The following is a 13,789-nucleotide window of genomic DNA, read 5'->3' as shown; positions in this document are numbered from 1 at the left end:
GTTGTCGGTAGCAGCCGTTGAAGTGGGAAGCCCCACCCGTGGCGCGTTAGCGCTTAGGGCGGGGAGCAGTCACAGCTGCCCGGCAAAACGCTGCAGGACGTGGACTTTCGCAGTATGTTCAATGCCGGCGTGGTGGGCATACGTCGAGGGGAACGACGGCTGGAAGGCCAGCTCGGGCAGATACCGCTACGCGTGGGAGATTGTTTGCTGCTGGCTGTTGGGACGGACTTTCGTCAGCACCGTAATCTGGACCGAAACTTTCACCTGCTCAGCGGCAGTTTTACTCGGCCGCGGCTGAAGCCATGGCAAAGCGCCGGGGCGTTGGCCGGGTTTGGGGCGGTGATCGCCAGCGCCAGTCTGGGGGTGGTGCCGCTCTTTCACGGCTTGCTGGTCCTGCTGGCCGGGCTGTTGGCGACGCGGATTCTCACCGTGGACGAGCTGCGCCGTCGCTTTCCGTTTTCCCTGTGGCTGATTATCGGCTCGGCGTTGGCGATGGCCCAGGCATTGGAACAGTCGGGCGCGGCCGCGCTGCTGGCCACGGGGATGCAGCATGCCTTCAGCGGCTACGGTATTTATGCCGCCTTTGCCGGGTGTTACCTGCTGACGCTGCTGCTGACCGAAACCGTCACCAACAATGCCGCCGCTGCGTTGGCTTTCCCCGTGGCCTGGAGTACGGCTCAGGCCTTCGGTGCCGACCCGCTGCCGTTCGTCATGGCCGTGGCCTACGGGGCCAGCGCCTGCTTTTTAATCCCGTTCGGCTACCAAACGCATTTGATGGTGTATTCCTCCGGGCGCTACCGCATCAGGGACTTTCTCAAAATCGGCCTGCCGGTCAGCCTGGCCTATTCGGCGGGTGTGCTGCTTCTCACGCCGTTGGTGTTTCCCTTTTAATAGGCGCTGCTGGGAAACCAGACGGCTTACGCGCTTGAGTATGCCCAAAGCCGCAGGCACGCCCTGCCCGCCGCGCAAGGCGCTTTGGGAAGGGGGCCCGGGTCGCCCCGAGAACGCTCCTGCTTCAGCACGCTTTCACCGGACCGTGGCAATCAGGCCACGGCCCCGATCCCGTCGCCCCACAGGCTACCCCCGCCAGAGGCACGTCATGTCCGCCCGGGCCATGTTTCCGAAAATCTCTTTTAGGTGGATTAGTCGGAGGAGCTGCCGGCGGTGTTAGCGGCGCCAAACTCGGCGACGAGCTGGACAGCAAGGTGCTGGATAATTACGAGTGCCGGGCTTGTGGCCACGCCTTTACCCCGCAGGTGGAGTAAGGCGTTGACCGGCTGATTAATGCGTCGCCAGCTCCTGAAAAAACGCCGGGTTGTGCGAAATGGCGGCCAGTACCTTGGCGGCCAGTCCCGTCGGATTACGGCGACGCGCTTCCCAGCTTTTGATGGTATCCACGCTGGTTCCCATGGCATCAGCAAACGCGGCTTGGGAGACGTTCAGCTCCGCGCGGATCGCTTTGACATCGGCCACCTCGTGGCGCGTCACGCGAGAGGCCGACGCATTATGCTGCTGGATATCGATGGCTTCGTTCAGCGATGTCTGGAGTTCGTTGAAAATGCTCATGGCGTCACCTCTCCCTTCAGGGTTTGAGTCAGGGCTTTCAATGTGACCTTCTCGCTGGCGGTCAGGCTGTCTTTCGTGCTTTTGGGGTAGGCGAGTATCAGATAAATCACGTCGGCTGTCGCCAGAAAGTAAATCACCCGTGCGCCGCCTTGCTTGCCTTGTGATCCTAGGGCCATGCGTATCTTGCGTAGCCCGCCGGTGCCCTGGATGAGATCCCCCTTGTCCGGCTGAGCGATCAGCCCACGCTGAAGCTCTTTCAGCTCGTCATCGGTGGCCATTGCCAGAATTTGCCGAGTAAACGTCGGGGTTTCAATGAACTCGATGGCATGGGTCACCTTCAATGTTTCCTATCGTTGAAGCATTAAAGTGTACAGGGTACACTATAAGCACGAATGCTGTCGATGAATGCGTTGACCCGTAACCGGTCATTTCGGCGCGTCATTCCCTGATGTTGCCTGATCCCCTACGCTCGTCCCGTCATTCATCGACGGAGCATCCATCCTCATGACGTCACAACGCTCTCCCCGTTACCCTGCCGAGCAGTGGCAGGCCTGGATCGATGAGCAGGCTGCCAGCGGCCTATCGCAGCGCGTGTTCTGCCAACGCAGGGGTCTGTCAAAAAGCTCGTTCTATCTCTGGAAACCGCCAAGCGGTTGAAGGACGGCGCAACGCGCAAGGACACCAAGGTCGCGCTGACGCGCCTGCTGTTTGAGCGGGGGTATGAACGTGAGGACATCGTGCGTCTTTTTAACATCATCGACTGGATGATACAGCTGCCGTACGGGTTGGAACCGATATTTTCTCATGAGGTCGATGAGATACAGGAGGAGAAGAAAATGGCTTATGTGAATACGTTGGAGCGCCAGGCGTTGGCTAAAGAACGTCAGGTAGGTGAAGTCAAAGGCGAGGCCAAGCTGCTGAAAAAAATGATTATTTCCAAGTATGGCGACTGTCCCGAGTGGGTACAGGAAAAGCTGAACGAGGCTGATTCAGAACAGTTGGGCGCTTGGGGGCAGAAGATCTTTCAAGCCAGCACGCTGGAAAGCCTGCTGTTATGAGCCGCATCCGCGAACTCAGCGCGGACGAAGAACCCCGCCGCCTGGCATTCGCGCACTGACACTCCCCGCCCGCCGCGCACCGCGCTTTGGGCGAGGGTTCCCGGGTCACCCCGAGAACCTTCCTGCTTCAACACGCCTTCACTGGACCGTGGCGATTAGGCCACAGCCCCGATCCAGTCGCCCCACAGGCCATCCCCGCCAGAGGCACGTCATGTCCGCCAGGGCTATGTTTCCGAAGATCTCCTTTCGATGCCTCCCGCGCTGTACCCAACCGAGTCAACGTCAGCGCGAGGCAGCGCCACCTTGTCCCCCTTGCTTCTCCCGGATATGAGCCTGCAGCTGGAAAGCCAGCTGCTGCGTTGCCTCGGTGGGTCGCCCGGGGCTGCGATGAAGTGAAATCTCCGCGAACGGAAGCGTCGGCAATCCCTCTTCGCGGCCCAGCCGACGTAGCCCCGTCCCCAGCATGGAGGGGGTGAGCACCGTCACGGCAAGCCCCGCCCGAACGGCGACGGTGAGCCCCGACAGGCTGGGGCTGGCGTAGGCAATCCGCCAGGGCATCCCGGCCGCATCCAGCGCGGCAATGGCCCGATCACGAAAGATGCACACCCCCTGCCGGGAAACGGCGAGCGGCAAGGGGAAGCGGTAGTGGGTGTCGTGGCCGGTAGCTCCCGCCCACACCATGGGCTCGCGACACAGGACTTCGCCCCCCGGGCTGCTGGGCTGGCGGGTGGTGATCGCCAGATCGAGGGCCCCTGCTCTGATCTTCTGCACCAGTTCGACGCTCAGATCGCAGTGGACTTCCAGTTCAACGCCGGGGAAGCGTGCCTCGAAGGCCGACAGCGCTTCAGGCAGGTAGATGACATAGTCGTCGGGGATACCCAGGCGAACCACGCCGGCAAGCCGCTGCTCCTGCACATCCTGCCAGGCCAGGGCATTCTGGCGCAGCATCTGCCGCGCATGGATCAGCAGACGTTCGCCGGCCGGCGTCGGAACGGCCGCCTTTTGCCCTCGCTGCAGCAGCTGGCAGCCGAGGTCCGTTTCCAGACGACTCAGGTGAGCGCTGACGGTGGATTGCGCCAGATGAAGCGGCTCGGCCGCCACGGTGAAGCCACCCTTGTCCACCACGCTGACGAATGTCTTGAGCAGGACAAGATCCAGTGGCCTGTGATCGCTGGGATTTGTTATCACGTTTCCCGATGACCTCATCATAAGACTTCGTTTCCATGATACCGGTGGCGTTGAGAAAATAAACGCCACAAAGGCATTCATGGATCATCGAAGAGGAGAAGGGAGACATGCAAAAGTCATCATCCATGGGGTTTTTCGCTGGGCTCGTGACGGTGGCGCTCTGGGCGAGCCTGCCACTCTTGCGCGAGCTGGTGCAGCTGCCTCCCATGCTGACAGCTGCTGTCGCCATGCTGGCGGCCGCCGGCATGGCCCAGGGCTTGGAACGCTTTCGTGAGCCAGGGCAGAGGCCAGCACCGGTTGGTAGCGGGAGGTTCTGGTTGATGGGCGTTGGCGGGCTCACGGGCGCGCTCTACTTCTACTTTCTGGCGCTGAGCGAGGGCGACCCCGCCAAGGTGACCCTGGTGACGTATACCTGGCCGGTGGGGTTCATGCTCGTTGCCGACCGGCTGGCAGGGCGCGGCTTGCGCATCGAGACGCTGCTGGGCGCGCTGGTGGCATTCTCGGGGTTGGTACCCCTGATTCTGACGGCCAGTGAAAGCGTTCCCACCCCGCCGCTCGCCTATGCGGCGGGGGTGGCGGCCGGGCTGTCGTGGATCGTCTTCTCCCTCTACTTGAAGGCGGATAGCCAGTCACGCCCGACCGACTACAAGCGCCTGTTCGGCGGTGTCGCCGTCATCGCGCTGTGCCTGCACCTGCTTTTTGAGCCCTCTGTCGGGAAGAGCACCGTCGAGGACTGGTTGATGGCGTCGGTCATCGGCGTGGGGCCGTATGGGGTGGCCTTCATGACCTGGGGGTTTGCGTTGAAACGCTGCTCGACCACCGTGCTGGGTATCCTGACCTACCTGGTGCCGGTGCTTTCCTCGCTGTTCGTCGTTGCGCTGGGCTGGGCCCCGTTGAGCGCCCCGCTGATGGTGGCGGTGGCGGCCATCTTTGTTAGCGGGGCCATTACCCAGACTGCCTTGCCGCGTCCATTCTTCGCCCCTGAAAGGCGTAGGGCGGTAGGCCGCGCACCTTCCGCGAACCAGGCGCGTGATGCCTTCCCGGCGATCCCCATGCCCGCCATGCCGCCGCTGGGCTTGTTAACGTGGTCCCGTCACCTTATAACGGCCAGATCATGGGCGAAGGCCCGGCAGCGCTTGTAGTGGTCAAGTGTTTTTGGCCATGGCCTTTTGAGCATTCCAGTGCACATGCGTCTACCTCACGGCCTTCGAGGACGGCCATCACTTGAAGCAGTCGCTCAGCCGATACTTCCGGCATTACAACCGGACTCGGTATCATCAAGGCCTTGATTATCACACACCGAATCAGGTGCACTACCAACAGCTCACGACCCTGGCAGCTTGAGCCGGGAACACAGCTGGATCAGAGCTTAATGGCGCCTCCAAGCTGTCCAACTGATTGGGTCCACCTCACGGTGTTCTGGTCAAGTCGTAGCGGACACTTTTATTAAGCTGCTTCCGCGATTTTCTCGATCTCCCTCGGCGCGTGGTAGCCAAGGGTCGAGTGGAGCCGGCAGCTGTTGTACTCCATCTCGATGTAGGTCACGACGTCGCGCCTCGCTGACTGGCGGGTCCAGTACCGCTGTCCCTCCAGCCATTCACTCTTTAGAGAGCCGAAGAAGCGCTCCATGACCGCATTGTCCCAACAGTTCCCCTTCCGGCTCATGGAGGCCTGGAACCCGTGCTTTGCCAGTCGTTCGCGATACGCACGAGAGGCATACTGGCTGCCACGATCCGAGTGGTGGAGCACTCCCCGGGGAGGCCGTCGGCGGCCAATGGCCATCTCCAGGGCGTCCAGGGTGAGTGATGTCTTCATATGGTCGGCCATGGCCCAGCCGATGACCTGTCGGTCGTAGAGGTCCAGCACGGCCGCCAGGTACAACCAGCCTTCCAGAGTCCAGATGGCAGTGATGTCGGCCACCCACGCCTGATTGGGCTCAGGCACCATGAACTGCCGCTTGAGCAGGTTGGGAGCCACTGGCAGCCCGTGGTCGCTGTCCGTCGTATGCCGGTAGCGGCGACGCTGTCGGCAGGCGACACCGGCTTCCTGCATCAGGCTACGCGCCTGATAACGACCGATCGTGTGACCTCTGCGATGGAGTTCCTTGGCCATTCGCCGGCTCCCATAGCTACCACGTTTCTGCTCATGGATGTCCTTGACCTCCCGGTGCAGGCACTGGCGCTGCTCATCGGGTTCACGCTGACGCCAGGCATAGAAGCCACTGCGGCTGACGTCCATGACACGGCACAGCACCGCCACTGGGAAGGAGGCCTTCTCCGACTCGATGAACTGGTATCTCAGCTCGACTCTCTCGCGAAGAAGGCCGTGGCCTTTTTTAAAACCTCCTTTTCAATCCGCAACTTACGAACTTCTTCGCGAAGTTTCTTGATCTCGGCATCCCGCTCATCTGCCTGGCCGTCAGTCACACCATCCTCCCGGTCACGTTGCTGGCGACACCAGCGATCCAGCAGGCTGCGATCGATATCCAGCCGCCTGGCAGCCTCGGAGATGGCATAACCCTCTCCTCGAACCATGTTGACCGCCTCAGCTTTGAATTCGTCAGAGTACCGACGTCGCGTCTTCTTGGTCATGAACACCTCCAATGCCTCCAGTATGAGGCTTACCGGGGTGTCCGCTCCAATTAGACCAGTTCAAGCCCATGTCGAGGCCGACGACGCTTGAGGCGTCGAGGTCTTGCAGACGTTCCGGGGCGTCCTGCCCCGTTTCAAACAGCAGCGCGGCGTAGTGCTTGCCGGTGACGGTGCGAGACAGCGCGATGCTCTTGAGCTTGCCGTCCATAGGGCGGTGAATACGCGCCTTCATGGCTTTAATCTTCGGCACCTTGATCCAGTTGTCGCCGCTTTTAACGCCGACGCAGTGGTAACTCGACTGCCGACCTCGCTTGCTTTTGAAGCGCGGGTAACCGGCTTTTTGTTTGGGGTCAAAGAAACGCTGGAACGCCTGGTCGAGATGGAGGCACGCCTGTTGAAGGGCAATGGAATCCGCCTCTTTCAACCAGCCGTACTTTCGAGACTTTTTCGCCACGGGCAATAGTTTCTTGATGTCATGTTTGGCATTCAATGACTGGCCGTGACGCTTATAGCGATGGGACATGATGCGAAGGCCGGTATTGTACACAAAGCGCACCGAACCGAACTGGCGGTTCAGTAAATCCGCCTGTTCGGTGGTGGGGTAAATACGTACTTTGATGGCCTTCAGCATGTCAGTGCTCACTGCTACAATGCCTATAAATTAAGGTATAAAACGGAGAAAAGCAAGTGAGTGTACCAGAAGGCTACCGACCAGGTAGGCACAGCGTCACGCGGCTGGTTGTTCACCTCATCTTCACAACGAAGTATCGCCGCAAGGTGTTCGACGGCTACATGATCGGCCAGCTTCGGGAGGCGTTTGAGTCTGCTTGTGAAAAGCTCGACTGCCGCATCCTTGAGTTCGATGGCGAGCAAGATCACGTCCATTTGCTCGTGGAATATCCGCCGAAGCTGTCGATCAGCGTACTGGTCAACAACTTGAAGTCCACGTCGTCTCGACGCGTGCGTTATCTGAATACGCATATCCCGCGTTTGAGCAAAAACGCCGCGCTGTGGTCGCGGTCGTATTTCGCCTGTAGTGCAGGCGGCGCCACTATCGAGACGCTTAAAGCCTATGTTCAGGGGCAGAAAACACCAGAATAGAACTGCTTCGCAGTTCCCGCTTGTATCTCCGCCCGCATTGGGGCGGAGGTTTACGCGGATTTTTGCTAACCTTCGTACACAGCCGCAGTGCTTAATTCGAACGCCACAAGGAGCCAGGGATGCCAGCGAATGAAAGCACAGGAAGCATGTACAGCCTGCAAGCTATGCTCTCTCGAATAGATCGAGATAAAGCGCGGATCGATAGCCATAGGCCGTTGCCTAAACACACTGCTGCTTCCCTGCGCGAACACTTGGCTCTGGAATGGACGTACAACTCCAACGGCATTGAGGGCAACACCCTTACGCTACGTGAAACGAAAGTGGTGCTGGAGGGGATCACCGTCGGCGGCAAGACGATGCGTGAGCACCTCGAAGCCATCAACCACCGGGATGCGATTGAGTTTCTTGAAATGCTGGTCGCAGAGCCCACGCCAATCTCTGAGCGTGATATCAAGGATCTGCACGCGTTGGTGCTGCGGGGCATAGATAGTGACGAAGCGGGCCGATATCGCCGTGAAAACGTCCGTATTACGGGCGCCAGCACCACCCCGCCTGACTTTCTGCATGTCGAGGAGGCGATACAGCGACTGCTATCCTGGACGCATAGCCAAACGGGATACCATCCCGTACGCCATATAGCGGAGCTACATACTCGATTTGTCGAGATTCACCCCTTCATAGACGGCAATGGCCGAACGGGACGCTTGCTCATGAATTGCGAGTTAATGAAAGCAGGCTATCCTCCGTCCATCATTCGCGTAAATGAACGGCTCGACTATTACGACGCGCTGGATACCGCCTGTACCACCGGTGATTATGACGCCATCGCTCGATTGGTTGGACAGGGGGTCGAGCGAAGTATGGCGGCTTACTTGGAGCTTCTGGAGCCGCCACAACCAAACCCTTCATGTCAGCCACCTCTGCCTAAAGGCAGAGGTGGCTGACGATCCAGTCTGCAAAGTAGGGATCTTCTAGTTCGTAGTATGGAAGAGCGTGATGTCGAGTATCTGAGCCGACTGCGCAGCAATAAACCTCTTCAGACGCTGGCAGCACCTTATCTCAAATGGCCACCCGGTCGTCTCCCGGAGCAGCACCGTGAATGGTGCCATGATCTTGAATACCTGGCCGACAAATGGCTCCAGCCAACGCTGTGTCGTGCTGGTGGTTCAGGAGTGCTCCGACGACCTGTTGCTCCACGCCTTCTTCCTGGTCCCTAACCTGAGTCGGTGCCATGGCCACCGAATAAGGTGCTGTCGCTATATCACAGGCTTGGCAGCGCCGGGGCGCACATGGGCGAGGTTAAATCGGCGCTTGATCTTCATCGCTCGTCGACCGATCGCGGTGCTTCCACGATGCAGGATGTCATGGATCGAAACGAAGCCAGCCTGCTGCTGAGCCTTTATGCTTATCAGATGCTGCATGGCCTGCGCTGTCTGCTGGAACAGCTCGGCAGGGCTGAAGCATGATACGGATGCGTGAGCAGGTCCTCAAGGTGGCCGCTACGCTGATCCTGCACGCCCGACGTATCACCATTCGCCTTGGCGCTGGCTGGCCAGCGAATAGAGCCATTACAGGAAGGCGTCCACGGCGATAATTTTTCATCCATGGGGCCTCCTGTGTTGTCCTCTTCTAGTAAAGCCTTGATTATAAAGGAAAAAACCGCCATTCGTGTTTTCAAGATGCTCTCATGAATAAATGTAGTTGAAGGGGTTGACAAGAAAGGAGGAGGTAAGTAGTTTCTGAAAGGTAACTCGCTAATAGAAAGCTTCGGCCGCTATTAGCCTAGCTGCGTCAAGTACAGCTGATGTAACTATGTTTTCAATGTTGCGTAATGCAGCGTGAACTCATGCCTAAATTGCCCAATCTAGCTCAGAAAAATGGCTAATTGGCGCGTCAATATAGTTGTGTCTGTAGCAAATGAACATCATGTTGCGGCTCAACTGCACTGAAATATATGTCTTGCAGCGTTCTGCCTGCACTCATATGCATTGAATCGACGTTTTTGAACGGACGAATCCGTTCAGCGTAACGTTGATTTATTGAATTAGCTCAATGCACACGAAAAGCATGATTGCAAAAGCAATGCGCTTCTGCAGTCAATGCTTTTTTGCGTCTGTGTTTTGCTCAAGTCTAAACGCTTCTCGCAAGCGAGACTGTTTATAAATATAAACTTATATACTTGTTTTGGTTTATATCAAAACAGCGGGGAAGTCTTTTTTAATATTTCAGTGTAGGGCAGAGCAGCATGAGTCATAAAGTTACAATTCAGGTTTTGCCGGGTATTAGTTGTTTTATCACGGTTCAGCAGATTGAAAGGTCAGTGCATGAGCTGCTGAACACATCCGACTTACTGACTAACAAAAGTCTTACAAATGTTCGGCTTAGTCATCCGCCCATCGCTATGTTAAAAGAAGGGGGTGGTGAGCAGCTTCTGAACAAAAGTTCGCTGATTCATCAGGTGAAGTGTTATAAAGGTGTTAATAAAAAAGCAGTAATGCCTCATAGTTTGATGACATATGCTATTGATCCTGAAGAGTACGATAAAGAAGAAGTCGTTTTATATCAGTTTTTGTTTTCTCAGCTAGAGCTCCTGGGTTATCAAAAAAAGATAGGAAAAAATATGCTTTGGGAAACGGTGATGCGGAAGATAGAAAGTGATAGCTACTTAAAAAGTATTATTGAAGACAAGCTTTTTGATGGAGAGTCGTTGGCTCCGCGGCATTACCAGAGCTTATTTTCTCCGCTGTGCTTGAGCCCAAGTTCTATTAATCATAAGGTTTCAGATGTCCGGTATGGAAAATCAGTGGAGAACGGAAAAGACAGCAAAGGAGCATCAGTGGATCCCGGCTTATTCATGAGGCTGGCTTGAAAATAAAGATGGCGAGGGGTTTCTCTTGTAGAATCAGGATGTTCCAGCCAGAACTTGATTCAAGAGGACCTCTCGCCATGGGTGAAAGATTATCGTCGTGGACGCCTTCCTGCAATGGTTCTGTTCGGGCCGAGCTAAGCGGCCACCGCACCACCAGCGACAGCGGCGCCTTGCTGCTGCGTGAAGCCCTCGACAACAGCGGTGTTATCCAGGCGCTGGAAGAAAGCCTGGTCGACCGGCGTGATCCACTGCGTATTCGTCATTCCCTGGCCAGCCAGCTGCGAACCGTCGTGTTGCAGCGCGCCATGGGGTGGATCGACCTGGACGATACCGACACGCTGCGTCACGATCCGCTCTGGCAGCTGGCGTGCAGCGATGCACGCGGAATGACGCCTCTGGCACAGGACCGTCCGTCGCAGGCGACGCTGTCGCGGCTGCTGGCGTGCCTTGGGAGTCATGACAACATCGATACCGTGCATGAAGGCCTGTTGCGCCTGGCGATCTGGCGCCTGGCATCGCTGAACCACGGCGAGCAGCCCGATAACCTGACGCTGGACATCGACGGCCTGCCGATCGAGGTCCATGGTCGTCAGGGCGGGTCGGCCTTTCACGGGCTGTACGGCACACGCATTTATTCGCCGCTGGTGGCCTCGCTGGCCGAAACCGGTGACATGGTCGGCGGCCTGCTGCGCGAGGGTAACGCGGGCCCTGCCGAGAACGCCGATACCTGGATCCCTCACCTGGTACGGCGCCTCAATGAAGGCACCGGTGCGACAGTGACAGTGCGTATCGATGCCGGGTTTACCGGCAACGATACGCTGCTGGCCATGGAAGAGCGTGATATCGCGTACCTGGGCCGGCTGCGCAGCAACAACACCCTTCAGACGCTGGCGGCGCCGTATCTCAAGCGGCCGCCCGGCCGACCCCCGGACCAGCCCCGGGAATGGTGCCATGACCTTGAATACCGGGCCGACAGCTGGCCCGCGCCACGGCGCGTCGTGCTGGTGGTTCAGGAACGCCCCGATGACCTGTTGCTCCACGCTTTTTTCCTGGTGACCAACCTGAGTCGGTACCACTGGCCGCCGGAAAAGGTGTTATCGCTGTACCGCAAGCGCGGCAGCGCCGAGGCGCACATGGGCGAGGTCAAGTCGGCGCTGGATGTCCACCTCTCGTCGACGGATCGCGGCGCCTCTACCGAGCAGAACGTGATGGATCGCAACGAGGCGAGTCTTCTGCTGAGCCTTTACGCCTATCAGGTGCTGCATGGTCTGCGTTGCGTGCTGGAACGGCAAACCCGACAGGGCTGGAGCCTGATCCGGATGCGAGAGCAGGTCCTCAAGGTGGCCGCCACCCTGATCCTCCACGCCCGACGTATCACGGTCCACCTCGGCGCCGCAGCCGATAAATGGTGGCCGACTCTGCTGAAAGGGCTACCAAAACTGACGGCGTTGCGCTGACGCCTCAGCGGTCGCATAAGCAAGAGAGTGAGACGCCGGTCCTGTCGATGACCGGCGGTTCCGGCTGGCCGGATGACCGACGACAAGGCAGGGAAGGGGCTGAATAACGGCGATAACAGCCGGACAGAGCGTCACCGGAAGACGATGCCGTCTCGAAATCGGCGTTCGGCGACGAGCTACCGGCTCCCCGGGGCTTCAGGATGCCCAATCAGCGTTCCGGTGAATAAGCCGGGCTCAGGTTGGTCACCAGGAAAAAAGCGTGGAGCAACAGGTCATCGGGGCGTTCCTGAACCACCAGCACGACGCGCCGTGGCGCGGGCCAGCTGTCGGCCCGGTATTCAAGGTCATGGCACCATTCCCGGGGCTGGTCCGGGGGTCGGCCGGGCGGCCGCTTGAGATACGGCGCCGCCAGCGTCTGAAGGGTGTTGTTGCTGCGCAGCCGGCCCAGGTACGCGATATCACGCTCTTCCATGGCCAGCAGCGTATCGTTGCCGGTAAACCCGGCATCGATACGCACTGTCACTGTCGCACCGGTGCCTTCATTGAGGCGCCGTACCAGGTGAGGGATCCAGGTATCGGCGTTCTCGGCAGGGCCCGCGTTACCCTCGCGCAGCAGGCCGCCGACCATGTCACCGGTTTCGGCCAGCGAGGCCACCAGCGGCGAATAAATGCGTGTGCCGTACAGCCCGTGAAAGGCCGACCCGCCCTGACGACCATGGACCTCGATCGGCAGGCCGTCGATGTCCAGCGTCAGGTTATCGGGCTGCTCGCCGTGGTTCAGCGATGCCAGGCGCCAGATCGCCAGGCGCAACAGGCCTTCATGCACGGTATCGATGTTGTCATGACTCCCAAGGCACGCCAGCAGCCGCGACAGCGTCGCCTGCGACGGACGGTCCTGTGCCAGAGGCGTCATTCCGCGTGCATCGCTGCACGCCAGCTGCCAGAGCGGATCGTGACGCAGCGTGTCGGTATCGTCCAGGTCGATCCACCCCATGGCGCGCTGCAACACGACGGTTCGCAGCTGGCTGGCCAGGGAATGACGAATACGCAGTGGATCACGCCGGTCGACCAGGCTTTCTTCCAGCGCCTGGATAACACCGCTGTTGTCGAGGGCTTCACGCAGCAGCAAGGCGCCGCTGTCGCTGGTGGTGCGGTGGCCGCTTAGCTCGGCCCGAACAGAACCATTGCAGGAAGGCGTCCACGACGATAATCTTTCACCCATGGCGAGAGGTCCTCTTGAATCAAGTTCTGGCTGGAACATCCTGATTCTACAAGAGAAACCCCTCGCCATCTTTATTTTCAAGCCAGCCTCATGAATAAGCCGGGTTTACGCCTATCAGGTGCTGCATGGTCTGCGTTGCGTGCTGGAACGGCAAACCCGACAGGGCTGGAGCCTGATCCGGATGCGAGAGCAGGTCCTCAAGGTGGCCGCCACCCTGATCCTCCACGCCCGACGTATCACGGTCCACCTCGGCGCCGCAGCCGATAAATGGTGGCCGACTCTGCTGAAAGGGCTACCAAAACTGACGGCGTTGCGCTGACGCCTCAGCGGTCGCATAAGCAAGAGAGTGAGACGCCGGTCCTGTCGATGACCGGCGGTTCCGGCTGGCCGGATGACCGACGACAAGGCAGGGAAGGGGCTGAATAACGGCGATAACAGCCGGACAGAGCGTCACCGGAAGACGATGCCGTCTCGAAATCGGCGTTCGGCGACGAGCTACCGGCTCCCCGGGGCTTCAGGATGCCCAATCAGCGTTCCGGTGAATAAGCCGGGTGGATAAGAAGAGCTGTTATGATAGTGTTGTAGAAGAAAAAGAAAACAAAAAAGTTGATGATGAGGCGTCGGGTGATAATGAGGTGTGTGCTACACTTAAGAGTGACGCTGATCATAGTAAAGTGAAAGCTGAGAAGCATCAAACGGCACAGCTTTTTGATACACTTCAAAAGGATTTAGAGTAG

14 protein-coding genes and 4 pseudogenes are annotated in these 13,789 nt (G+C 58.6%); 12 read left to right on the top strand and 6 right to left on the bottom strand.

The window, feature by feature from the left end; genetic code table 11:
• The first annotated feature begins 99 nt into the window (after positions 1 to 99).
• Complete coding sequence (locus ACZ415_RS04270) at positions 100 to 891, top strand: SLC13 family permease (protein WP_344703630.1); 792 nt, start codon at positions 100 to 102, stop codon at positions 889 to 891.
• A gap of 390 nt (positions 892 to 1,281) precedes the next feature.
• Here the strand turns inward: ACZ415_RS04270 and nadS are convergent, their stop codons facing one another.
• A complete protein-coding gene (nadS, locus tag ACZ415_RS04265; protein ID WP_344703628.1) occupies positions 1,282 to 1,566 on the bottom strand; it encodes a NadS family protein in 285 nt (94 codons plus the stop codon).
• Positions 1,563 to 1,901 carry a type II toxin-antitoxin system RelE/ParE family toxin gene (locus tag ACZ415_RS04260; protein WP_425552739.1) on the bottom strand — a complete coding sequence of 113 codons (339 nt, stop codon included), beginning with the start codon at positions 1,899 to 1,901 and terminating at the stop codon, positions 1,563 to 1,565. Before ACZ415_RS04260 ends, nadS begins: the two co-directional genes overlap by 4 nt.
• 169 nt (positions 1,902 to 2,070) lie before the next feature.
• Between ACZ415_RS04260 and tnpA (ACZ415_RS04255) the strand changes: the two genes are divergently transcribed.
• Together tnpA (ACZ415_RS04255) and ACZ415_RS04250 are read left to right on the top strand one after the other, a co-directional pair.
• The gene (gene tnpA, locus ACZ415_RS04255; RefSeq protein WP_425552738.1) at positions 2,071 to 2,223 is read left to right on the top strand and encodes an IS66 family insertion sequence element accessory protein TnpA; all 153 of its coding nucleotides are present in this window, start codon (positions 2,071 to 2,073) and stop codon (positions 2,221 to 2,223) included.
• Positions 2,220 to 2,624, top strand: a complete 405-nt coding sequence (locus ACZ415_RS04250; protein ID WP_344703626.1) for a hypothetical protein — start codon at positions 2,220 to 2,222, stop codon at positions 2,622 to 2,624. Before tnpA (ACZ415_RS04255) ends, ACZ415_RS04250 begins: the two co-directional genes overlap by 4 nt.
• Before the next feature lie 282 nt (positions 2,625 to 2,906).
• Here the strand turns inward: ACZ415_RS04250 and ACZ415_RS04245 are convergent, their stop codons facing one another.
• On the bottom strand, positions 2,907 to 3,812 hold the full coding sequence (locus ACZ415_RS04245; RefSeq protein ID WP_464387759.1) for a LysR substrate-binding domain-containing protein: 906 nt from the start codon (positions 3,810 to 3,812) through the stop codon (positions 2,907 to 2,909).
• Positions 3,813 to 3,919: 107 nt separating this feature from the next.
• Here ACZ415_RS04245 and ACZ415_RS04240 point away from each other — a divergent pair, with 107 nt between their 5' ends.
• Positions 3,920 to 4,954 carry a DMT family transporter gene (locus ACZ415_RS04240; RefSeq protein ID WP_344703622.1) on the top strand — a complete coding sequence of 345 codons (1,035 nt, stop codon included), beginning with the start codon at positions 3,920 to 3,922 and terminating at the stop codon, positions 4,952 to 4,954.
• A gap of 82 nt (positions 4,955 to 5,036) precedes the next feature.
• Positions 5,037 to 5,156 carry a hypothetical protein gene (locus ACZ415_RS04235; RefSeq protein WP_464387758.1) on the top strand — a complete coding sequence of 40 codons (120 nt, stop codon included), beginning with the start codon at positions 5,037 to 5,039 and terminating at the stop codon, positions 5,154 to 5,156.
• 102 nt (positions 5,157 to 5,258) lie between these two features.
• Here ACZ415_RS04235 and ACZ415_RS04230 read toward each other — a convergent pair.
• Both ACZ415_RS04230 and ACZ415_RS04225 read right to left on the bottom strand, forming a co-directional pair.
• Positions 5,259 to 6,403: pseudogene (locus ACZ415_RS04230) on the bottom strand (IS3 family transposase).
• The gene (locus ACZ415_RS04225) at positions 6,372 to 7,034 is read right to left on the bottom strand and encodes an RNA-guided endonuclease InsQ/TnpB family protein (protein ID WP_344702312.1); all 663 of its coding nucleotides are present in this window, start codon (positions 7,032 to 7,034) and stop codon (positions 6,372 to 6,374) included. The pseudogene ACZ415_RS04230 and the gene ACZ415_RS04225 overlap by 32 nt, the downstream one beginning before the upstream one ends.
• Positions 7,035 to 7,090: 56 nt before the next feature.
• Between ACZ415_RS04225 and tnpA (ACZ415_RS04220) the strand changes: the two genes are divergently transcribed.
• From tnpA (ACZ415_RS04220) to ACZ415_RS04200, 5 genes and pseudogenes are all read left to right on the top strand, one after another.
• Complete coding sequence (tnpA, locus tag ACZ415_RS04220; protein WP_344702314.1) at positions 7,091 to 7,504, top strand: IS200/IS605 family transposase; 414 nt, start codon at positions 7,091 to 7,093, stop codon at positions 7,502 to 7,504.
• Between the two features lie 119 nt (positions 7,505 to 7,623).
• The gene (locus tag ACZ415_RS04215; protein WP_344702316.1) at positions 7,624 to 8,448 is read left to right on the top strand and encodes a Fic family protein; all 825 of its coding nucleotides are present in this window, start codon (positions 7,624 to 7,626) and stop codon (positions 8,446 to 8,448) included.
• A 48-nt stretch (positions 8,449 to 8,496) separates the two neighbouring features.
• Positions 8,497 to 9,098: pseudogene (locus ACZ415_RS04210) on the top strand (transposase); the annotation flags it as partial.
• A 651-nt stretch (positions 9,099 to 9,749) separates the two neighbouring features.
• The gene (locus tag ACZ415_RS04205; protein ID WP_344702319.1) at positions 9,750 to 10,373 is read left to right on the top strand and encodes a hypothetical protein; all 624 of its coding nucleotides are present in this window, start codon (positions 9,750 to 9,752) and stop codon (positions 10,371 to 10,373) included.
• Between the two features lie 38 nt (positions 10,374 to 10,411).
• Entirely contained in the window at positions 10,412 to 11,830 is a 1,419-nt protein-coding gene (locus ACZ415_RS04200) for an IS1380 family transposase (protein WP_464387719.1), read from the top strand.
• Between the two features lie 232 nt (positions 11,831 to 12,062).
• On the opposite strand, the pseudogene ACZ415_RS04195 reads toward ACZ415_RS04200, so the two are convergent.
• Positions 12,063 to 13,091, bottom strand: a pseudogene (locus ACZ415_RS04195) (IS1380 family transposase); the annotation flags it as partial.
• A 64-nt stretch (positions 13,092 to 13,155) separates the two neighbouring features.
• Here ACZ415_RS04195 and ACZ415_RS04190 point away from each other — a divergent pair.
• A pseudogene (locus ACZ415_RS04190) lies at positions 13,156 to 13,371 on the top strand (IS1380 family transposase); the annotation flags it as partial.
• Between the two features lie 232 nt (positions 13,372 to 13,603).
• Positions 13,604 to 13,789: a hypothetical protein gene (locus tag ACZ415_RS04185; protein WP_344702498.1), complete on the top strand. Its 186-nt coding sequence runs from the start codon at positions 13,604 to 13,606 to the stop codon at positions 13,787 to 13,789.

This window comes from Halomonas cibimaris, from assembly GCF_055379665.1.
Note: the sequence above shows the minus strand (reverse complement) of the source record. Positions and strands in the feature narration are given on the sequence as shown.